Source organism: Reyranella sp., assembly GCF_965227665.1.
Classification (GTDB): Bacteria; Pseudomonadota; Alphaproteobacteria; order Reyranellales; family Reyranellaceae; genus Reyranella.
The window spans coordinates 3003349-3024763 of the sequence record NZ_OZ245767.1 but is presented as its reverse complement, the minus strand read 5'-3'; the positions used below and the strand labels follow the sequence as shown (position 1 = coordinate 3024763).

Sequence of the window (21415 nt, the reverse complement as noted above, 5' to 3'; positions counted from 1 at the left end):
TCTCGTCGTGTCTAGGCGCGCTTTTCCTGCGCGACGGTGAGCGGCTGCGGCAGACGCGTCAGCATCTCCTTCGGCACGACCTGCCAGAAATGCCCGACCTCGCGATCCCAGTCGTTGAGCAGGCGTGCGCCCAGCGGCGACTTGGTCTCGGCGACATGTTCCGCCACCAGGCCCTTGAGCACCGCCTCCCAGTGCGGATGGTCGATGCGCTGCCATGTCACCGTCTCGGGATTGACCTTGAGCTGGAAGGCATCCTCCGGGTCATAGAGGAACGCCATGCCGCCGGTCATGCCGGCGCCGAAGTTGACGCCGATCGATCCCAGGATCACCGCGGTGCCGCCCGTCATGTACTCGCAGCCGTTGGAACCCAGCCCCTCGACCACCGCATCGGCGCCCGAGTTGCGCACGGCGAAGCGCTCGCCGGCGCGGCCCGAGGCGAAGAGCTTGCCTGCCGTCGCGCCGTACAGGACCGTATTGCCGATGATGGCATTGGCTTCCGGCACCAGCGGGCTGGAGATGGTGGGCTTCACCACGATGGTGCCGCCGCTAAGGCCCTTGCCGACATAGTCGTTGGCGTCGCCGAACACTTCGAGCTTCATGCCCTGCACGGCGAAGGCGCCCAGCGACTGGCCGGCGGTGCCGCGGAGGCGGACCGTCACGGTGTCGGGCGGCAGGCCCGTCATGCCGTACTTGCGCGTGATCATGGCAGACAGCCGCGTGCCGACGGCGCGATGGGTGTTCCGCACGCTGTACTGCAGCTGCATCTTCTCGCGGTGCGTGAAGAGCGGCTGCACGTCGCGCAGCATCTGGGCGTCGAGCGTGTCGGGCACCTCGTTGCGGCCCTCGACCGTGCAGTGCACGGTCTCGTGCCCGCCATCGGCCCGCGTCAGCAACGGGTTGAGGTCGAGATCGTCGAGATGGCGCGCGCCGCGGCCGACCTGCTTCAAGAGGTCGGAGCGGCCGACGATCTCGAGCAGCGACTTGTAGCCGAGCTGCGCCAGAATCTCGCGCACCTCCTCGGCGACGAAGCTGAACAGGTTCACCACCTTCTCCGGCGAGCCCTCGAACTTCTCGCGCAGCTTCGGATCCTGCGTGCAGACGCCAACCGGACAGGTATTGGAGTGGCACTGCCGCACCATGATGCAGCCCATGGCGATCAGCGAGGCCGTGCCGAGCCCGTATTCCTCGGCGCCCAGCATGGCGGCGATCACCACGTCGCGGCCGGTCTTGATGCCGCCGTCGGTGCGCAGCAGCACCTTGTCGCGCAGGCGGTTCAGGGTCAGCACCTGGTGGGTTTCCGACAGGCCCATCTCCCACGGGATGCCGGCATACTTGATGCTGGTCTGGGGCGAGGCGCCGGTGCCGCCATTGTGGCCCGACACCAGGATCACGTCGGCCTTGGCCTTGGCCACGCCCGCCGCGATCGTGCCGATGCCAGAGCGCGCGACCAGCTTCACCGTCACGCGCGCCTCGGGGTTGATTTGCTTCAGGTCGTAGATCAGCTGCGCCAGATCCTCGATCGAATAGATGTCGTGGTGCGGCGGCGGGCTGATCAAGGTGACGCCGGGCGTCGAGTGACGCAGCTTGGCGATCATCTCCGTGACCTTGAGGCCGGGAAGCTGGCCGCCTTCGCCGGGCTTGGCGCCCTGGGCCACCTTGATCTCGATCTCGCGGCAGTTGTTCAGGTATTCGGCGGTGACGCCGAACCGGCCGGACGCCACCTGCTTGATGGCAGACGAGGCGTTGTCGCCGTTCGGCCGCGGCTTGTAGCGCGCGGCATCCTCGCCGCCTTCACCGGAATCGGACTTGGCGCCGATGCGGTTCATGGCGATCGACAGCGTCTCGTGCGCTTCCGGTCCCAGCGCGCCCAGCGAGATGCCGGGCGCCACCAGGCGCTTGCGCAGCTCGGTGATCGACTCGACGTCGTCGAGGGCGATCGGCGTGCGGTCGGGCTTGAAGTCCAGCAGGTCGCGCAGGTTGATCGGCGGCTGACGGCGCACGGCCTCGCTGTACTTGCGGTACTTCGCGTAGGACTCGGTGTTCACCGCGTCCTGCAGCATGTGGATCAGCGCGCCCTCGAAATTGTGCCGGTCGCCGCCGCGGCGCGCCTTGTAGAAGCCGCCGATCGGCAGCGCGATCACGTCCTCGTCGAAGGCGCGTGCGTGCTGCTCCGCAATCTCCTCCTGCACGCCGCGCAGACCGATGCCGGAGATGCGCGAGGGCATGCCGGGGAAGAACTCGGCGACCAGCGAGCGCGACAGGCCGACCGCCTCGAAGTTGCAGCCGCCGCGATACGACGACAGGACCGAGATGCCCATCTTGGACATCACCTTGAGCAGGCCCTCGTCCAGCGCCTTCTTGAAGTTCGCGAGGCACTGGCTGAGCGACAGCTTGCCGAACAGCCCGCGGGCGTGGCGGGCCGCGATCGTCTCCTCGGCGAGGTAGGGGTTCACCGTCGTCGCGCCGACGCCGATGATGACGGCGACATAGTGCACGTCGAGACATTCGCCCGAGCGAACGTTCAGCGAGGTGAAGGTGCGCAGCGACTGGCGCACCAGGTAGGAGTGCACGGCACCGGCGGCCAGGATCATGGGCAGCGCGGCGCGGTCGGGGCCGATATTGGCGTCGGTCAGCACGATGTGCAGGCAGCCGCTGCGCACCGCATCCTCGGCCTCCTTGCAGATGCGCTCGAACGACTGGCGCATCGCGTCGAGGCCACCCTTCGGATCGAAGGTGCAATCGATGCGGGCCACGGTGTCACCCATGTACTTGCGCATCGCTTCGAACTCGGCGTTGAGCACGATCGGCGACTGCAGGGAGAGCATCTCGCTCTGGTCGGGTGTCTCGTCGAGGATGTTGCCGAGATTGCCCAGCCGCGTGCGGATCGTCATCACGTTGCGCTCGCGCAAGCTGTCGATCGGCGGGTTCGTCACCTGGCTGAAGTTCTGCCGGAAATAGTGGTGCATGCCGCGATAGGTGTCGCTCAGCACCGCGAGCGGTGCGTCGTCACCCATCGAGCCGACGGCCTCCTTGCCGTCCTCGACCATGGGATGGAGGATCGCCTCGAGATCCTCGATCGACCAGCCGGCCGCGAACTGGCGGCGGCGCAGCTCGTCGGCCGCAAAGTGCTCGGTCGCCGGCGCGTCCTGACGGATCAGCGAATCCAGTTCGACCGTGCGCTGCGTCCAGCTCGCATAGTCGTGCGTCGCCGCGAGCTTGTCCTTCAGCTTGCGGTCCTTGTAGACCTTGGGCTTGTCCATATCGACGGCCAGCATTTCGCCCGGGCCGAGGCGACCCTTCTCGACGATCTTGGCCTCGTCCTGCGGCACCATGCCGGCTTCTGAACCGGCGATCAGCAGCTTGTCGGACGTCATCACGTAGCGCATGGGCCGCAGCCCGTTGCGGTCGAGCCCGACCAGCGCCCATTTGCCGGCGACGGCGGCGATGGCGGCCGGCCCGTCCCACGGCTCCATGACGCCGTTCACGTAGTTGTACATGGCGCGGTGTTCGGGCGGCACGTTGGGGTTCGTGGCCGAGGCTTCGGGAATCATCATCGTCTTGACCATCGGCAGGTTGCGATGGCCGCGGACCAGCAGCTCGAACACGTTGTCGAGCGCGGAGGAATCGGAGGCGCCGGGCTGCACGATCGGCTTCAGGTCCTCGATGAAGCGGCCGAAGGTCTCATGCTCGAGGCGCGCCTCGTGGCTCTTCATCCAGTTGACGTTGCCCAGGATCGTGTTGATCTCGCCGTTATGGGCGAGCACGCGGAAGGGCTGCGCCAGCTTCCATTGCGGGAAGGTGTTGGTCGAATAGCGCTGATGGAAGATCGCGAAGCGCGAGACGAAGCGTTCGTCGAGCAGGTCGGGATAGAAGGCCGACAGATGCTCGGCGAGGAACATGCCCTTGTAGACGACCGACCGGCAGGAGAGCGAGCAGACGTAGAACTCGGCGATGTTCTCGGCGAGCGCCGCCTTCTCCATGCGCCGGCGCAGGATGTAGAGCTGCTTTTCGAACTCGCGGTTGTCGAGCTTGGCATCGCCGCGGCCGATCAGGATCTGCTCGATCTCGGGGCGCGTCTCGTTGGCCTTGGCGCCGATGACCGAAATGTCGACCGGCACCTGCCGCCAGCCCAGGATCGTGTGGCCGAAGCGCAGGATTTCGGTCTCGACGATGGTGCGGCAGCGTTCCTGCGCACCGAGATCGGTGCGCGGCAGGAAGACCATGCCGACCGCGATGCGGCCGACCTGCGGGACCTCGCCGCTTGAGTCGCGGACATATTCCTTGAAGAAGTCCTGCGGGATCTCGACGTGGAGGCCCGCGCCGTCGCCCGTCTTGCCGTCGGCGTCGACCGCGCCGCGGTGCCACACCGCCTTCAGCGCATCGATGCCCGCCGCGACCACGTCGCGGCGGCGCTTGCCGTCCAGCGCCACCACAAGACCGACGCCGCAGGAATCGAGTCCCTCGGCGGGGTTGTAGCCATAGGCGGCGGTGAGCTTGGCGGTACCGCTCTTGTAGTCGCGGACGAACTGCTCGGCATCGAAGGGAGGTGTGGCGGACATGACGAAAAACTCCAGTTCAGGAGATCGGTGTCATCCCAAGCGCAGCGAGGGACCTTTGGGCGGCGCCCGATAAGGGTCCCTCGCTGCGCTCGGGATGACAGGTATTACGTATCCGAGAACAGCTTGCCGGCCTCGGCCCAGTTCTCTTTCTTGATGTCGGTCAGGATGATCTGCACGGCGTCGGGCGTGCAGCCCAGCGCGCGGCAGGCGCCGTCGGTCAGCTCTTTCGCCAGCGCACGGCGCTGTTCGATGGTGCGGCCCTCGAACATCTGGACGTTGATCATCGGCATTTTCTTTTTCTCCCTTGGTCAGAACGTGTGATCGATCGCGACATGGCCGGGCTGCTCCTTCACACGGGCCAGCCATGACGTGATGTTCGGATAGGCCGACAGGTCGAACCCGCCCTCGTCGGCGACATGCGTGTAGGCGTAGAGTGCGATGTCGGCGAGGCCGTAGCGATCGTCGACGAAGAACTGTCGCGTCGCCAGATGCTTCTCCATCACGTCGAGCGCGGCATAGCCCTTCTTCATGATGTCGGGCAGGTTGGCTTCCTGCTGCGGCGAGAGCTTGTCGAGGAAATGCTTCCAGAAGCGTGCCACGGCGATATAGGGCTCGTGGCTGTACTGCTCGAAGAACATCCATTGCAGCGTTCTTGCGCGCGAGAGCCGGTCTGAAGGCGCGAAGTCCGTGCCCTCGGCCAGGTACCAGAGGATCGCACCCGATTCGAAGAGGAAGGTGCCGTCCTCGAGCTCGAGCGTCGGGATGCGGCCGTTCGGATTCTTCGCGAGGAACGCGGGCGTGCGCGTCTCACCCTTCAGGATGTCGCACTCGATGCGCTCGAACGGCAGGCCGAGCTGCGCCATCAGCAGCCACACCTTGTAGCCGTTGCCCGACCCGGTGAAGTCGTAGACCTTCAGCATCGTCTACTCCGCCGCGATGCTCTGGGCGGCCAGCGCCTTCGTCGTCAGATAGGAATGGATGCGCTCGGCGGCATCGCGGCCATCGCGTACCGCCCACACGACCAGCGAGGCGCCGCGCACGATGTCGCCGGCGGCGAATACGCCGTCGAGGCTGGTCATCATGCTCTTCCAGTCGATCTTGAGGGTGTTCCAGCCGGTGACACCGAGCTCCGGCGCGCTCATCGCCGCCGGCAGGTCTTCCGGGTCGAAGCCAAGCGCCATCAGCACGAGGTCGGCCTCGATGTTGACGTGGCTGTTGGGAATCTCCTGCGGCGTCTGGCGGCCGGACGCGTCGGGCATGCCGAGATGGATGCGCACGGTGCGGACGTGGCTCACCGTCTCCTTGCCCAGAAAGGCCTGAGGCGCGGCCAGCCACACGAACTCGACGCCTTCCTCCTCGGCGTGCTTCACCTCGCGCTGCGAGCCCGGCATGTTGGCGCGGTCGCGGCGATAGAGACACTTCACCGACTTGGCACCCTGGCGCACGGCCGTGCGCACGCAATCCATCGCCGTGTCGCCGCCGCCGATCACCACGACGTTCTTGCCCGCCGCATTCAACATGCCCGATTCGAACGCGGGGACGAGGTCGCCCAGGCCCTGGCGGTTCGAGGCGGTGAGATAGTCGAGCGCCGGGGCAATGCCCGCGAGGCCGACGCCGGGGGCGGCGATGTCGCGCGCCTTGTAGACGCCGGTGGCGATCAGCACGGCGCCGTGACGCGCGCGCAGCTCCTCCAGCGAAACGTCGCGGCCGACCTCGCAGTTCAGGTGGAAGGTGACCTTCGAGTCGCGCAGCAGCGTCTCGCGACGCTGCACGATCTCCTTCTCGAGCTTGAAGTTCGGGATGCCGTAGATCATCAGGCCGCCCACCCGGTCGTAGCGATCGTAGATCGCGACCTGGTAGCCCTTGCGGCGAAGCTGCTCGGCGGCGGCGAGGCCGGCCGGACCGGCGCCGACGATGCCGACGCTCTCGGGCCGCTCGCGCCGGGGCTGGATCGGCTTCACCCAGCCGCGCTGCCAGGCGGTGTCGGTGATGTACTTCTCGACCGAGCCGATCGTGACGGCTTCGAAGCCTTTCTCGATGACGCAATTGCCTTCGCAGAGCCGGTCCTGCGGGCAGATGCGGCCGCAAATCTCCGGAAAGTTGTTGGTCGCGGAGGAGAGTTCGTAGGCCTCTTCGAGCCGGCCCTCGGCGGTGAGCTTCAGCCAGTCGGGGATGTTGTTGTTGAGCGGGCAATGGATCTGACAGAACGGCACGCCGCATTGCGAGCAGCGGGCCGCCTGCTCGGCCGCCTTCTCCTTGGCGAAGCCTTCATAGATCTCGTCGAAGTCGCGACGGCGCTCGGCTGCCGGCCGCTTGTCGGGCATGGCTTGCGGCGTTCCGACGAACTTCAGCATCCTCTCGGCCATCCCCGGCCTCCTCGGACAGTTTGTGAAATTTAATTACGCAAGAAGCGCGCCGATCGCGCCTTTGCAGCGTTCTTGGCACCCTTAAATCATGACGCGAAACGTTAGTCAACAATGTTGACCTAATATGGGGGCGTAGTTTCCTGAGTCGCGGTTATCGCGAATCCTGCGGTCGCATGGGCCGACAATATAATACCGAAAAAGGACTAATTGATTTGAGCGAGCATAGGCGCAGTCGATGACGCCTATATTTTGATCTCAGGCGGGAGCGTGCTGGTTGTAGCGGCCGCCGATGCGGTAGCGGTCGAGATACATCGGCAGGATGGCCTCGGCGGCGGTCGGCGCGATGCCGAGTTCGGCAAGTCCGGGGGCGCCGGGGCGGGCGATGTTGTCGGCCACCAGCAGATCGACCTGGTCGGAGGTCAGGGGTGGGACAGGCAGGAATTCTGCGAAGAAGCCTGCGATCTTCATCAGACCGGCCGGGACGCCCACGATGCGCTTGTGGCGGTCGATCTCGCGCAGCACGAGGGCGGCGATCTCACGGTAGGAATAGACGCGCGGGCCGCCCAGTTCGAACACGGTCTTGGCGGTCTCGGGCCGCGCCAGCACCGCCACGGCGGCGGCGCCGACATCGCCGACATAGACCGGCTGGACCTTGGCCGAGCCGTCGCCGACCACCGGCACGAACGGCGCCTTGGCGGCAATCTGTGCCATGCGGTTGAACATCACGTCCTCGGGGCCGAAGACCACGCTCGGGCGCAGGATCGTGGCATTGGGGAAGCCCGCGACGATCGCATCCTCGGCATCGACCTTGGAGCGGATGTACTTGTTGGTCGAATTGCGCTGGTCCGCGCCGATGCCGGAAATATGCACCAGACGCTGCGCGCCGGCGGCGGTGGCGGCGTCCGCGATCGCCCGGGCGCCCTCGACATGGACGGTCTCGTAGCGCTGCCGGCCGCGCTGGAAGGCGATGCCGGAGGCGTTGATCACGGCCTGGCTGCCGGAGACGGCAGCCGCGACCGAGGCGGGAATGCGCAGGTTGGTGCGCAGAATGGTGATCTGGCCGACATCGCCCGCGGTCTTGATCCGCTCCGCGAGCTCGATGCGCCGGCAAGCCACTTGGACCTGATATCCCTCCTGCGCCAGCGCCCGCACGATGGCGCGGCCGACGAAGCCGCTGCCGCCAAAGACCGTGACCTGCTTGATGCTCATGGATGCTGCCTATAGCCCAAACCCATGAAGGTTCAAGGGCGAAGCGCGCTCGCACTTCCGGTGTGAGCGTGTTGCGTGGTTGACATCGGCGCGGCACGGCCCTAACTCAGCGCCCGCACTAGACCGCATGCCGTGCCCAGGTGGCGGAATTGGTAGACGCACTAGTTTCAGGTACTAGCGCCGCGAGGCGTGGAAGTTCGAGTCTTCTCCTGGGCACCATGCAGGTCAGTCGGAGCACTTAATATATGGCGATCAGCCTTCACCGCGGCGATCTTCCCGCGGACGTTTCGTTCGGCCCGGTGGTGGCCATCGATACCGAGACCATGGGTCTCAATCCTCATCGCGATCGGCTCTGCCTGGTCCAGCTTTCGGGTGGCGACGGCAACGCCCATCTGGTCCAGATCCCGCGCGGGGCGCCGAAGGGCGCCGCCAAGGCGCCGCGGCTCGCCGCGCTGATCGCCGATCCCAACGTCCTCAAGCTCTTTCATTTCGGCCGCTTCGACATCGCCGTGCTCGAGCATTCGCTGGGCGTGCGCTGCGAGCCGGTCTACTGCACCAAGATCGCGGCCAAGCTGGTCCGCACCTTCACCGATCGCTTCGGTCTGAAGGAACTGTGCCGGGAGCTGCTGGGCGTCGACCTGTCCAAGCAGCAGCAGACTTCGGACTGGGGCGCCGACAGCCTCACAGAGGAGCAGCTTGCCTACGCCGCTTCGGACGTGCTGCATTTGCATGCGCTGAAGGCCAAGCTCGATGTTCTCCTGGAGCGCGAAGGCCGCCGGGAGCTGGCCGAGGCCGCCTTCGCCTTCCTGCCGACCCGCGCGCGTCTCGACATCGCCGGCTGGCCTGAAACGGATATCTTCGCGCACTGAGCCCTCGACCGCGCTGACATTGGCACGGTTCTTGCTGTAGACTGCCCATCGGGGAGGTCCAACGACCTTCAGGGGTGGGGTGTCATGCGTATCGGTCCGAGCCTAATCCTCGCGTCGCGCCAGACCTTGGCGATGACGCCACAGCTCCAGCAGGCCATCAAGCTGCTGCAATTTTCGCACCTTGAGCTTGCGGCGTTCATTCAACAGGAACTCGAAAAAAATCCGCTGCTGTCGGAAGGCGCCTCGGACGAGGGTCCCATTGCAGAATACGAAGCTCCCGTCCTCGAAGCGTCCGGCGACACGGCCGATGCCCTGGCGGCGGCGGCGCCCGCCCTCGCCGAGGCCGACGATCGCTGGTCCCGCGAACATGCCGACCGAGGCGGCGATGCCGCCGCGAGCCGTGTGGGCCAGCGCGAGGATGCGCCCGATGCTCTCGATTTCGTGGCCGAACGTCCGCGCTCCATGGCGGTCCATGTGCTCGAGCAGCTCGAGATCCTGTTCGAGGATCCGGCGGAGCGCCGCATCGCGCTGAAGATCGCCGAAGGTCTCGACGAGGCCGGCTACTGTCGCATCGAGTCGGCCGCCGTGGCCGAAGCCGTCGCAACCGACATCGCGGTCGTGGAGAAGATCTGGGCGCGCCTGCGCCAGATGGAGCCGGCCGGCCTGTTCTCGCGCACCGTCGCCGAGTGCCTGGGCGCCCAGCTGGCCGAGCGCAATCGCCTGGATCCGGCGATGAAGGCGCTGCTCGACAATCTCGATCTCGTCGCCGCGGGCGAGCTGGGCCAGCTTCGCCGTCGCTGCGGTGTCGATGACGAGGATCTGCGCGACATGCTGACCGAGCTGCGCACGCTCGATCCGCGTCCCGGGCAGGCCTTCGACTTCGAGCCGATCCAGCCGGTGCAGCCCGATCTCTACCTGACGCCGGCCAAGGATCCCGAGACCGGCGAGGAGGGATGGCACATCGAACTCAACACCGATGCGCTGCCCAAGGTCCTGGTCGATCGCAACTACCACGCCACGCTGATGAGGGGCGCGCGGGCGAAGCCCGACCGCGACTTCGTCGCCGAACGCTTCCAGTCGGCCAACTGGCTGGTCAAGACGCTGGAGCAGCGGGCCACCACGATCCTCAAGGTCGCGCGCGAGATCGTGCGGCAGCAGGACGGGTTCTTCCGCCATGGCGTGAGCGCGCTGAAGCCGCTGGTGCTGCGCGACATTGCGATCGCCACCGAGCTTCACGAGAGCACGGTGAGCCGCGTCACCTCGAACAAGTACATCAACACGCCGCGCGGCATCTTCGAGCTGAAGTACTTCTTCACCTCGGCACTGCCGGCGCGCACGCCGGGCGTCGTCGTCTCGTCGGAATCGGTGCGGTCGCGCATCAAGCTTCTGGTGGGCGGCGAGAATGCCCACCAGCCGCTCAGCGACGACCGAATCGTCGACCTGCTGAAGGGCGAGGGTATCGAGATCGCACGCCGGACGGTCGCCAAGTACCGCGAGGCCATGCGCATTCCCTCGTCGGCCGAGCGCCGTCGCCTCGGTCGCCTGGGAATGAGCCGCCAGATGCCCTCGGTCATGTCCAATGCCGCCCTCGCCGCGCAGGCGATGACGGGCCCGGCCGACTGACGGGCACCGAGCGGGGCCAGCGTGCATCCGAACCACGGCTTGACCCGGTCGGGGGAGGCGCCTATAGGGGCGCACCGCTCGCCGGACCGCCAAAGTTCGCGCTCGCTAACCCATTGGTGACATTGTGGAAATCGCCGATTTGCTGACCGGTCCGGATGCCGTTCTGGCCAGCGCCAAGGCAACCGGGAAGAAGGCGTTGCTGGCGGAACTCGCCAGCCGGGCGTCTGGCCTTTTCAACGTCGACGAACGCAAGCTGTTCGACCGACTGCTCGAACGGGAGCGCTTGGGGTCGACCGGCATCGGGGGCGGCATCGCGATTCCGCACGGTCGCCTGTCGACCATGACCAAGCCCCTGGGGCTGTTCGCCCGCATGGCCCAGCCGGTCGATTTCGATGCGATCGACGAGCGCCCGGTGGACATCGTGTTCCTGCTGGTGACACCCGAAGGTGCCGGGGCCGATCATCTCAAGGCGCTTGCGCGGGTATCGCGCCTGCTGCGCGACCGCAGCCTCGTGGAGAAGCTGCGGGCAACGGACAATGCCGAAGCGCTCTATGCGCTCCTCATCGAAACGGTCCAGGCCCAGAGCGCGGCCTGAACCGCCGGTCCTTTAAGACTCGGACTCACGTACCTCAGTGGACGAGCGCGGGCTCGAGCTCGTGCTGGCGGATCAGCGCCTGGGCGATCTCGACCGACGGGGCTGAAGCCATCGGCTTGCCATCGGCGGAGAAGATACCGATGGCATGAGCGCCATCGGGCAGGCTGATTTCCTTCACATAGGCGATGTGCTCGGCGCCCAGGCTGAGAAAGGCCTCATCGGCGAGAGGGGTAAACATCACAACATCATTTTCCATGGCTACCTCCTTGGCAGCGTCAACGCGCTCCGCCTCAGCGGCTGCGACGCGCGGTGATATCGATCGTCTGGTCCGCACCGCCGGCCGGGCCGCCGGCGTCGATGCGGATGGTTCGGATGCGCGGTTCGAGGACCGGTCGCATCAGGTCGATCGACAAAAGTCCGTTGTCGAGACGGGCGCCGGTGACCTCGATCCCGTCGGCCAGCATGAAGGACCGCTGGAATTGCCGCGCGGCGATGCCGCGATGGAGATAGACCCTGTCGCCCTCGTCGGCCTGCCTGCCGCGGACGGTCAGCTGGTTCTCGAGGAGTTCGATCGTGAGTCCGTCGCTCGTGAAGCCGGCGACGGCGAGGGTGATCCGCAGGCCGTTTTCGCCGACCCGCTCGATATTGTATGGCGGATAGCCCTCGGCATTCTTGGCCAGCCGGTCGAGCGTCCGCTCGAGCTGGTCGAAGCCCAGTAACAAGGGCGAATTGAACATCGATACGCGACTCATATGACCCCCCTCCCATGGAGCGAGTGGCAGGGAATCCCATGCAGGCCTTCCCTTGGAATGAATTTGGGATGCAGCGGCCGGGGTTCAAGTCCCATCGGGCCATCGCCAGAGGGCTCCGGCTGGGCTAAAATATCCCAAACCCCTCCACCGCCCGGCTGCTCGAGTCCCCGGGCCAAAGAACGAAAAGATGACCTTGGTCGCTGACACACGACGGCACGGGGAACCTTTGGTCTCCGGCGCCCGCCCGATCCGCTCTGTCCCGACCCGACCGTCCGCCGCGGCGAAGGGTGAACGCCGCGCCTTCGGGCGCTGGTTCCTCGGCTCGTCGCTCTATTCCCTGACCCTGGGCTACGGCACGCCCCGCAGCTTCTTTGCCGTTGCGGCCGATTCCTGGCCGGGCGATCCGGTGGCTGGGCAGCGACTTCTCCAGACGGGCGAGTTCGCGGCCGGCGGCAGCGGCGGTACGGTCCTGCCCGATTCGGACGATCCGCCGTGGCAGCGCGCCGGCGCCGCCCCGCTCTGGCTCGATGCGCTGAACGGCTTCGGCTGGCTGCGCGACCTGCGCGACAACGGGGATCTTCACGGAGCGCTGCTCGCCGCGAAGCTGGTCGACGACTGGACCAACCGCGAATGGCGCTGGTCGCCGGTGACCTGGAAGCGCGACGTGCTCGCGGCGCGCATGGTCGCCTGGATCCGACACTACGAATGGATGGCGGCGGCGGCCGATCCCGGGTTCGCGGCCCGTTTCGTCTTCTCGCTCGGTCGCCAGCGCGTGCATCTGCGCCGCGTCGCGCGCCGCGGCATGGTCGGCCATGAAGCGGTCGCCGTCTACAAGGCGCTGATCTTCGCCGACCTGGCCTTCATTCGCGACGGCAAGCATTTCGAGAAGAGCCTGGAGCAGTCGCTGGCGAGGCTCTCGAAGTTCGTGAAGCGCTATGTGCTGCACGACGGCATCGTATCCGAACGCGCGCCTCACCTGCAGCTCACCGTCCTGCGCCACCTGATCGACGTACGGGCCGCCCTGGCGTCGGCCGAGCGCCGGGCGCCGGCCGAGCTGGTCGCCGCGATCGACCGCATGGCGCCGATGCTGCGCTTCTTCCGCCATGGTGACGGCGGCCTGGCGCTGTTCAACGGCACGTGGGAAGGCGACCGCCGGCTGATCGATCTCGTCCTGGCACGCACCGGCTCGGGCGAAGTCGCACCGGCCATGGCGCTGGCGAGCGGCTTTCAGCGGCTGTCGGCCGGAACCTCGCTGGTGATCGCCGATGCCGGCAGCCCGCCGGGCCGCGGCATGGACGGCATTGCCCATGCCGGCACCCTGAGCTTCGAGATGAGCGCCGCGCACGAGCGGCTGGTCGTGAACTGCGGCACCTATCCCGGGGCGCCGCGCGACTGGCAGCATTTCATGCGCTTCACGGCCGCGCATTCGACGGCCGTGGTCGACGACGTCAATTCGACCGAGATCACCAACCATGGCGCGCTGGAGTATCGCGCCGGCAACGTGCTGATCGATCGGGCCGACGATGCCGGCGCCCAGTGGCTCGACATGTGCCACGACGGCTACCGCTCGCTCTACGGCATCATCCACCGCAGGCGCTTGTGGCTGTCGCCGGACGGCGGCGACCTGCGCGGCGAGGATTCGTTCCTCGGCTACGAGGGCAGGCCGGTCACCGTGCCGGACCGGCGCTACATTGTGCGCTTCCACCTGCATCCGACGGTCAAGGCGACCCTGGCCCAAAGTGGACAGGCCGTGCTGATGCGGCTGCCGAGCGGCCGCGGCTGGCGGCTGCGCGCGACCGGCGCCGGCATCGGCCTGGCCGAGAGCATCTATCTCGGCGAGGAGGGCCGCGTGCGCCGCACCGAGCAGATCGTGCTGGTGGGCCAGGTCCCGCCGGAGGGCACCACGGTGAAGTGGGCCCTCACGCGTATGGAAGGCTGACGCTGGGAGCGCGCGCCCTCGGCACTAAGGCTTGAGGAAGCCGACCGCCCGGTAGACCTCGTCGAGGATCGGCGCGGCGACAGCGCGGGCGCGCTGGGCGCCGTTGCGCAGCACGCCCTCGACATGGCCGGGGTCTTTCATGAGCCGCTGCATCTCCGCGCCGATCGGGCCGAGCTTGGCGACCGCGAGATCGGTCAGCGCCGTCTTGAACTCGGAGAACTGCTTGCCGGCGAACTGGGCGACCACGGCGTCCTTCTCCTGGTCGGCGAGGGCGGCGTAGATGCCCAGCAGGTTGTCGGCGTCCGGCCGCTTCTCGGCATCTTCCAGCGTGTCGGGCATCGGCAGCGGATCGGTCTTGGCGCGACGGATCTTCTGGGCGATCGAATCGGCATCGTCGGTGAGGTTGATGCGCGAGTAATCCGACGGATCGGACTTGCTCATCTTCTTGGTGCCGTCACGCAGGCTCATAACGCGCGTCGCCGCACCGAAGATCAGCGGCTCGGTGATCGGAAAGAAGTCGGGCTGGCTGAAATCGTTGTTGAACTTGATGGCGATGTCGCGGGTCAGTTCGAGATGCTGCTTCTGGTCCTCGCCGACCGGCACGTGCGTGGCCTTGTAGATCAGTATGTCGGCCGCCATCAGCGCCGGATAGGCGAACAGGCCCAGCGAGACGTTTTCGCGATCCTTGCCGGCCTTCTCCTTGAACTGCGTCATGCGGCTCATCCAGCCCATGCGGGCGACGCAATTGAAGATCCAGGCGAGCTGCGCATGCTCGGGCACCATCGACTGGTTGAAGACGATCTGCTTCGTGCCGTCGACGCCGGCGGCCAGGAAGGCCGAGGCGATCTCGCGGGTCTGCGCGGCGAGCATCTTGGGATCCTGCGGCACGGTGATCGCGTGCTGGTCGACCACGCAGTAGAGGCACTCGTAGTCGTTCTGCAGGCGCGCGAAGTTGCGGATCGCGCCGAGATAGTTGCCGAGATGAAGATTGCCGGTGGGCTGCACCCCGGAAAGGATCCGGCCCTTGAGGCCGCGCGCTTCGTAAGGCGCGAGATGCGGGTTGGGCGCGCCGGTCGCGGTGGTCGACGTCTCGGTCATGGATGTGGACTCCGAATAAGGTCGATGGCGCAGGGTTTGGACCTCCGCGCACCCCGCCGGTGGAAGGTCAGGGGCGCGCGGGTATCGCGCAGTCGGGAGACGTAATCAAGGTATTCAGCGCGGCTTGAAGCAGCCGGAAAAGCCTTCCCGGCAATCAACCTGATATTCGAGTTCGCGCAGGCGGGGCTTCGCGATGGCCGCGGAACACAGGGCTCGGGTCAGCCGCACGATGCTCCCGCCTTCGTTCGCCAGGGCCACGAAGGCGCAGTAGCTGGTTTGATATTCGAGCCAGGCCTTCTGCGATCGGCCGAGCGCTTCCGCGGCGGGCGAGGTGCCCAGTCTTTTCATGAGTAGTTCATATGCTTGCGCGACCTTGGCGTTGGTCGTTTCCGCGTCACGCGTATGGCACTCGACCATCTCCTTGTAGTCCTGCACCTGATTGCAGTCCTTGGCGGGCGGGTCCGCGGCGAGGGAGCCGGTCGCAAAGAGGGCGGAGATGGCGGCGGCCAGAGCGGCGCGCAGGCTCGTGGCCTTCTTCAAATCGATCATGTTGTGTCCTCGATTGCCCGTGGACGGTTGACGACGCCGGCTCAAGCTGTTGCCATCGAATTGCACGCATCTTGCAGCATAGCAGGAGCGCCAGGGTAGCTTCGACGATCGCGATGGAGGCATCGATGAACGAGCGTGGCTTGCGAAGTCTCGTCGACAAGGTGAAGGCCGGCCGCCTGTCGCGCCGCGGCTTCATCCGGCGCCTGACGGCGGCGGGCCTGACTGCGCCGATGGCGACGCAGCTCCTGGCGCTTTCCGGTCTGGCGATGGCGCAGTCCAAACCGGTCTACAAGCCCACGAAGCGCGGCGGCGGCGGCCTGCTCAAGGTGATGTGGTGGCAGGGGCCGACGCTCCTCAATCCGCACTTTGCGGTCGGCACCAAGGACCAGGACGCCTCGCGGATCTTCTACGAGCCGCTGGCGGCATGGGACCGTGACGGCAACCTGAGGCCCAAGCTCGCCGCCTCGATCCCCAACCGCGCCGACGGCACGCTGTCGCCCGATGGCCTCTGGGTGATCTGGAAGCTGAAGCCGGGCGTGCGCTGGCACGACGGCAGGCCCTTTACCGCGGACGACGTCGTCTTCACCTGGGAATATTCGAGCGACCCGGCCACGGCGACGGTCTCGAACGGTTCCTATCGCGACGTTACGGTCGAGAAGGTCGACGACCATACGGTGCGCGTGAAGTACAGGCAGCCGACTCCGTTCTGGGCCGACACTTTCGTCGGCTGGGCCGGCTGCATCATCCCCAAGCATCTGTTCGGCGACTACAGGGGCGCGAAGTCTCGCGAGGCGCCGACCAACCTGAAGCCGGTCGGTACCGGCCCGTACAGGTTCAAGGACTTCAAGCCGGGCGACCTCGTCACCGGCGAGATCAACACCGACTATCACGAACCCAACCGGCCGCATTTCGACGCGATCGAGATGAAGGGCGGCGGCGATGCCGTGTCGGCGGCGCGCGCGGTTCTGCAGACCGGCGAGTATCACTTTGCCTGGAACCTGCAGGTCGAGGACGAGATCCTCGGGCGCATGGAGAAGGGCGGCAAGGGACGGGTGATCGTCACGCTGGGCGGCGGCATCGAGCACATGCAGCTGAACAACACCGATCCGTGGACCGAGGTCGAAGGCGAGCGGTCCAGCCTCAAGACGAAGCATCCCATCCTGTCGGAGCGCGCCGTGCGCGAGGCGCTCTCGCTGGTGATCGACAAGAAGTCGATCCAGGACCACATCTACGGCCGCATCGGCATCGCGACGGCCAACTACATCAACAATCCGGAGCGCTTCCGCTCGACCAGGACGTCCTATGAGTTCAACGTCGACAAGGCCAATGCTGTGCTCGACAAGGCCGGCTGGGTGCGCGGCGCCGACGGCGTGCGGGTCAAGGACGGCAAGCGGCTGAAGTTCGTGTACCAGACCTCGATCAACCAGCCGCGCCAGAAGACGCAGCAGATCATCAAGCAAGCCGCCCAGCGGGCGGGCATCGACATGGAGCTGAAGTCGGTGACGGCCTCGGTGTTCTTTTCCTCCGACGTCGCCAATCCCGACACCTACACCAAGTTCTATGCCGACCTTCAGGAATACAGCAACGGCATGAACGCGCCCGATCCCGAGGTCTTCCTGCGCCAGTTCTGCTCCTGGGAGGCGGCCACGAAGGACAACAAGTGGCAGGGCCGCAACGTCACGCGCTGGCAGAACCAGGAATATGACGACACCCACAAGGCGGCCCAGGTCGAGCTCGATCCGGTGAAGCGCGCGGCGATGCTCATCCGATGCAACGAGCTGGTGATCGAGAATTATGCGGTGATCCCGCTTGTCATGCGGCCGAACGCATCGGCCGCCGCCTCTGACCTCGCGCTCGAGATCAGCGGCTGGGACAACAACACCTGGGATCTCGCGAACTGGTACCGCGAGGGCTGATCCTCAGCTCCTGGCGCGGTCTCGGTCGGGATGATGGAACAGGAGCACGGCCGCGACCGACGATAGGGCCAGCGCGGTCATCAGCAGGAAAGCGTCGGCGAACGAGCCGCGCAGGTTCAGCACCCAGCCGGTGATGGCGGGCGCCAGGAAGCCGGCGATGGCGAAGGCGAAGTCCATGATGCCGAGTGCCGTTGCCGCGCGCTGCGGCACGATGTCGACGTTCACGGCATAGTAGGCGGCGTTGGCGCCCATCGAGGCGGCCACCGCGACGGTGATGCCGGCGATCGCCACCGTGAGATCGTCGGTGAGCGCGACCGGTATGACGGCGAGGGCCGCGACGAACTGGCTGCCGGCGATCAGCCAGGACCGCGAGATGCGCATGCTGCCGGTGGTCTTGAGCAGATGGTCCGACCAGCGGCCCATCGCCCACAGCAGGACCGCGGCCGAAAGCCAGGGCAGGATCGAGAACAGGCCGACCGAGGCGAGGTCCAGCCCGTACTTGCGCTCCAGGTAGCTCGGCAGCCAGCTCATGAAGAAGAACAGGAAATAGCCGAAGACGAAGAAGGCCCAGGTGTTCGCAAGCAAGGTGCGGTTGGTCAGCAGTTCCTTCAGCACTGCGGGCTCAGGCCACGATTTCAGGACCGCGTGTGGCGCGGCGGTGACGCCGGCATCGACCTTGTGGATATGGGCCAGCTCGGCTGCGTTCACGAAACGCGATTGCGACGGGTCGTCCCGGAAACAGAAATACCAGAGCGGAATCTACGCGGCGGAGAGCACGAACAGCGCCGCGAAGGTGAGGCGCCAGTCGAGTCAGCCGAGAAGCACCGTCACCAGCGGTCCGCCGATCGCCAGCGCCAGCGGCACGGCCAGCAGTGCATTGGCCAGCGCCGTCACCCGCTCGTGCGGCGACAGCCAGTGGCTGACCGCGCCGGTGAGGGCGGGGAAGTTGGGCCCTTCCGAAACGCCCAGCAGCACGCGCGCCGCATAGAGGATGCCCACGCTGGTGGCGAGTGCCGTCGCCCCGATGGACAGGCTCCACAGCACGGCTGCAATCGTCAGCACCAGGCGGGCGCCGTAGCGGTCCACGGCGAAGCCGCCGATCAGGGTCGTGATCGCATAGCCCAGGCCGAAGGCGCCCAGGATGTCGCCGGTCTCGGCCGGCGACAGGCCGAGGTCGCGCTGGATCATGGGGATGGCGTAGGAGAGGGCGGCGCGGTCGATGTAGTTCACGACCGTGATCGCGAACAGCAGGAAGACGATGAACCACCGATACCGGCTGCGCGCCATTGGCTTCTCCTTGTCCGGACTAAACTAGCATGCGAAGGAACGGTGCAACCTGCCGATGGTCCGAAACATGTCCGATACGCCGCCGATCGAATTCGCCTTCCCCGACCTGCGCAAGTGGGAGAAGGGCGCCGCGCCCTACATCCACGTGCTGGAAAGCGGCAAGCCGGGGCCGACGGTCATGGTGGCGTCGTTGACGCACGGCAACGAGGTCTCCGGCGCCATCGTGGTCGATGCGCTGCTGGCGGCAAAGGTGAAGCCGCGCGAGGGCACGCTGATCCTGTCCTTCAACAACATCGAGGCCTATCACGCGTTCGATCGCAAGACGCCGTTCAAGTCGCGCCTGGTCGAGGAGGACTTCAACCGCGTCTGGGGCCGCCTCGACGAGCCCGCGACCACCGTCGAGACGAAGCGCGCGCAGGTGCTGAAGCCGTTCGTCGAACGCGCCGACCTGTTGCTCGATCTGCACTCCATGCATGACGATTGCGTGCCGCTGATGCTGTCGGGCCCGCTCGACAAGGGCGTGGCCTTCGCGAAGAGGATCGGCACGCCGGTCGACATCGTGCGCGATGCCGGCCATGCCGCCGGCATGCGCATGCGCGACTATGGTGGCTTCGGCGATCCGAAGAGCCCGAAGAACGCGCTGCTGATCGAGACCGGCCAGCACTGGCGCGCGTCGTCGGTGGTCGTCGCCAAGGACGTGACGGCCCGCTTCCTCGTCGAGACGGGCATTCTCGAAGAGGTCGATCTTCCCGCGGGCTGGCGCCAGCCGACGCCGGCGAAACAGCGCGTCGTCGAGGTGACGCATGCGGTCGCCACCAAGCGCGGCAACTTCACGCCGGCGCAGCGCTTCGAAGGCCAGGACGTGATCGCCAAGGCCGGCACCGTGCTCGGCCACGACGACGACGAGCCGGTGACGACGCCCTACGACAATTGCGTGCTGGTCATGCCCTCGTCGACCCGGCCGTTGCGGCCCGGGGTCACGGTTGTTCGCCTGGGTCGGCTGACTTGAGGTTTGGCTGGCGGCGCATCACGTAGCGCAGCTCGGAGAGTCTGATCACGCCCAGCGCGGCGCCCGCCAGCGCATAGGCTGCGATTCCGATCAGGCAGATGCCGGCCAGCGCCACGCCGCCCTCGATGTCGGGACGCGACAACGGCTTCGCCAGCCATTGCAGGCCGAACCAGAGGGCCACCCCCATGCCCGCGCTTGCGCCGGCGATGCGGAGGCCGCGCGAGATCAGACGTCCATCGGGCAGCCATTGATCGCGGCGGCGCAACACCGTGGCCAGCAGTGCCGCGTTCAGCCAACCCGAGAGCGAGGAGGCGAGCGCGATGCCGACCAGCTCGAGCGACGTGCCGAACAGGAAATAGACGTTCAGCAGGACGTTGGCCGTGATCGCCGCAAGCGCGATGTAGAGCGGCGTGCGCGTGTCCTCGCGGGCGAAGAAGCCGGGCGCCAGGGCCTTGACCAGCACGAAGGCCGGCAGGCCGACGGCAAAGGCGGCCAGTGCGCTCGCGGTGCGCAGCGTGTCCTCGGGCAGGAACCGGCCGCGCTCGAACAGCACGCGGATGATCGGATCTGCCAGCAGCCAGAGCGCCACGGCCGCGGGCAGGCTGAACAGCAGGCCGAACTCCAGGGCGCGGTTCTGGTTCGTCATGGCCGATTGGGTGTTGCCGGCGCGCAGCTCGCGGGCCAGCAGGGGCAGTAGCGCCGTACCGATGGCGATGCCGACGACCCCCAGCGGCAGCTGCGCAATGCGGTCGGCATAGTAGAGCGCCGAGATCGTGCCCACGGGGAGCAGCGAAGCCCAGACCACGTCGAGCACGACGCTGATCTGCTGCACGCCGCCGCCGATCGCGACCGGCGTCGCGAGCTTCACCAGCCGCGCGACCCGCGGCGTCCAGCGCGGCCGCACCAGGCCCATGCCGACTCCCTCGCGGCCGCAGGCGACCAGCAGCCACACCCACTGCAGGACGCCGGCAATCGCCACGCCGATCGAGGCGGCATAGCCCGCATTGGGGAGCAGCGGCGTCAGTCCAAGCACGGCGGCGATCAGCGCGAGATTGAGAAGGACCGGCGTCGCGGCGACATGGGCGAAGCGGTCGATGCCGTTCAGCACGCCGCCGTAGAGCGAGGTGAGCGAGATGAAGAGAAGGTAGGGAAAGGCAATACGCCCGAACTCGACCGCCATGGCGAAGGTCGGCGCGTCGTCGCGCATGCCGGGCGCGAGCAGGGCCATCACCCAGGGCATGGCGAGGATCAGCAGCGCGGTGAACGGGACCAGCACCAGCAGCAGCGCGGCCTGCGCCTGGCGCGCGAAGGCCATCGCCTCGTCGCGGCCGCCGCCGGTCAGTTCGCGCGCGAACAGCGGCACGAAGGCGGCCGAGAAGGCGCCCTCGGCGAACAGGCGGCGGAAGAAGTTGGGAAGTTTGAAGGCGACGAAGAACGCGTCGGCCACGGCGCCGGAGCCCAGCACCGCCGACAGCACGATGTCGCGTACGAATCCCACGACGCGGCTCAGCAGCGTGAAGCCGCCAACCGTCGCGATGGCCCGGGCGAGACTCATGCCTTTATCTTCTGCCTCCTCTCCCCCGAGACGGAGGAGAGGAATAAAAAGGCTGATCTGAAAGCCATAATTCTGTCATCGCCCTCTGG

18 protein-coding genes and 1 tRNA gene are annotated in these 21415 nt (G+C 66.7%); 7 read left to right on the top strand and 12 right to left on the bottom strand.

Going from position 1 to position 21415, the window contains the following annotated elements; translation table 11 throughout:
* Positions 1–11: 11 nt before the first annotated feature.
* The 5 genes from gltB to ACO07I_RS14595 all read right to left on the bottom strand — a co-directional run bounded on the left by gltB (position 12) and on the right by ACO07I_RS14595 (position 8134).
* Positions 12–4559 (bottom strand): glutamate synthase large subunit, encoded by a 4548-nt coding sequence (gltB, locus tag ACO07I_RS14615; RefSeq protein WP_422008807.1) that lies wholly within the window; start codon positions 4557–4559, stop codon positions 12–14.
* A gap of 104 nt (positions 4560–4663) precedes the next feature.
* Positions 4664–4849 (bottom strand): 4-oxalocrotonate tautomerase, encoded by a 186-nt coding sequence (locus ACO07I_RS14610; RefSeq protein WP_298318443.1) that lies wholly within the window; start codon positions 4847–4849, stop codon positions 4664–4666.
* Positions 4850–4867: 18 nt separating this feature from the next.
* On the bottom strand, positions 4868–5479 hold the full coding sequence (locus ACO07I_RS14605) for a glutathione S-transferase family protein (RefSeq protein ID WP_422008804.1): 612 nt from the start codon (positions 5477–5479) through the stop codon (positions 4868–4870).
* Positions 5480–5482: 3 nt separating this feature from the next.
* Positions 5483–6925, bottom strand: coding sequence for an NAD(P)-dependent oxidoreductase (locus ACO07I_RS14600; RefSeq protein ID WP_422008802.1), 1443 nt, complete (start codon positions 6923–6925; stop codon positions 5483–5485).
* 255 nt (positions 6926–7180) lie between these two features.
* Positions 7181–8134, bottom strand: a complete 954-nt coding sequence (locus ACO07I_RS14595; protein ID WP_422008800.1) for a complex I NDUFA9 subunit family protein — start codon at positions 8132–8134, stop codon at positions 7181–7183.
* 134 nt (positions 8135–8268) lie between these two features.
* Between ACO07I_RS14595 and ACO07I_RS14590 the strand changes: the two genes are divergently transcribed.
* The 4 genes from ACO07I_RS14590 to ACO07I_RS14575 all read left to right on the top strand — a co-directional run bounded on the left by ACO07I_RS14590 (position 8269) and on the right by ACO07I_RS14575 (position 11221).
* Positions 8269–8353: transfer RNA gene (locus ACO07I_RS14590), tRNA-Leu, on the top strand.
* Positions 8354–8379: 26 nt separating this feature from the next.
* Positions 8380–9003: a ribonuclease D gene (locus tag ACO07I_RS14585; protein ID WP_422008798.1), complete on the top strand. Its 624-nt coding sequence runs from the start codon at positions 8380–8382 to the stop codon at positions 9001–9003.
* An 84-nt stretch (positions 9004–9087) separates the two neighbouring features.
* Positions 9088–10626 (top strand): RNA polymerase factor sigma-54, encoded by a 1539-nt coding sequence (rpoN, locus tag ACO07I_RS14580; RefSeq protein WP_422008796.1) that lies wholly within the window; start codon positions 9088–9090, stop codon positions 10624–10626.
* Positions 10627–10750: 124 nt separating this feature from the next.
* Positions 10751–11221: a PTS sugar transporter subunit IIA gene (locus ACO07I_RS14575; RefSeq protein ID WP_422008794.1), complete on the top strand. Its 471-nt coding sequence runs from the start codon at positions 10751–10753 to the stop codon at positions 11219–11221.
* A gap of 34 nt (positions 11222–11255) precedes the next feature.
* On the opposite strand, the gene ACO07I_RS14570 is transcribed toward ACO07I_RS14575, so the two are convergent.
* Together ACO07I_RS14570 and ACO07I_RS14565 are read right to left on the bottom strand one after the other, a co-directional pair.
* The gene (locus tag ACO07I_RS14570; protein WP_422008793.1) at positions 11256–11477 is read right to left on the bottom strand and encodes a hypothetical protein; all 222 of its coding nucleotides are present in this window, start codon (positions 11475–11477) and stop codon (positions 11256–11258) included.
* A 34-nt stretch (positions 11478–11511) separates the two neighbouring features.
* Positions 11512–11973 carry an Hsp20 family protein gene (locus ACO07I_RS14565; protein ID WP_422008791.1) on the bottom strand — a complete coding sequence of 154 codons (462 nt, stop codon included), beginning with the start codon at positions 11971–11973 and terminating at the stop codon, positions 11512–11514.
* Positions 11974–12160: 187 nt separating this feature from the next.
* Here ACO07I_RS14565 and ACO07I_RS14560 point away from each other — a divergent pair, with 187 nt between their 5' ends.
* On the top strand, positions 12161–13912 hold the full coding sequence (locus ACO07I_RS14560) for a heparinase II/III family protein (protein ID WP_422008789.1): 1752 nt from the start codon (positions 12161–12163) through the stop codon (positions 13910–13912).
* Positions 13913–13936: 24 nt separating this feature from the next.
* Here the strand turns inward: ACO07I_RS14560 and trpS are convergent, their stop codons facing one another.
* Positions 13937–15010: a tryptophan--tRNA ligase gene (gene trpS / locus ACO07I_RS14555; protein ID WP_422008788.1), complete on the bottom strand. Its 1074-nt coding sequence runs from the start codon at positions 15008–15010 to the stop codon at positions 13937–13939.
* 114 nt (positions 15011–15124) lie between these two features.
* Positions 15125–15559 carry a lysozyme inhibitor LprI family protein gene (locus ACO07I_RS14550; protein WP_422008786.1) on the bottom strand — a complete coding sequence of 145 codons (435 nt, stop codon included), beginning with the start codon at positions 15557–15559 and terminating at the stop codon, positions 15125–15127.
* Between the two features lie 125 nt (positions 15560–15684).
* Between ACO07I_RS14550 and ACO07I_RS14545 the strand changes: the two genes are divergently transcribed.
* Positions 15685–17475 (top strand): peptide ABC transporter substrate-binding protein, encoded by a 1791-nt coding sequence (locus ACO07I_RS14545; RefSeq protein WP_422008784.1) that lies wholly within the window; start codon positions 15685–15687, stop codon positions 17473–17475.
* 3 nt (positions 17476–17478) lie between these two features.
* On the opposite strand, the gene ACO07I_RS14540 is transcribed toward ACO07I_RS14545, so the two are convergent.
* A complete protein-coding gene (locus ACO07I_RS14540) occupies positions 17479–18234 on the bottom strand; it encodes an MFS transporter (RefSeq protein WP_422018269.1) in 756 nt (251 codons plus the stop codon).
* A 51-nt stretch (positions 18235–18285) separates the two neighbouring features.
* On the bottom strand, positions 18286–18762 hold the full coding sequence (locus ACO07I_RS14535; protein WP_422008782.1) for an MFS transporter: 477 nt from the start codon (positions 18760–18762) through the stop codon (positions 18286–18288).
* Between the two features lie 67 nt (positions 18763–18829).
* On the opposite strand from ACO07I_RS14535, the gene ACO07I_RS14530 reads away from it, so the two are divergent.
* A complete protein-coding gene (locus tag ACO07I_RS14530; protein ID WP_422008780.1) occupies positions 18830–19771 on the top strand; it encodes a succinylglutamate desuccinylase in 942 nt (313 codons plus the stop codon).
* Here the strand turns inward: ACO07I_RS14530 and murJ are convergent.
* Positions 19740–21326: a murein biosynthesis integral membrane protein MurJ gene (gene murJ / locus ACO07I_RS14525; RefSeq protein ID WP_422008778.1), complete on the bottom strand. Its 1587-nt coding sequence runs from the start codon at positions 21324–21326 to the stop codon at positions 19740–19742. The genes ACO07I_RS14530 and murJ overlap by 32 nt on opposite strands.
* Positions 21327–21415 lie beyond the last annotated feature (89 nt).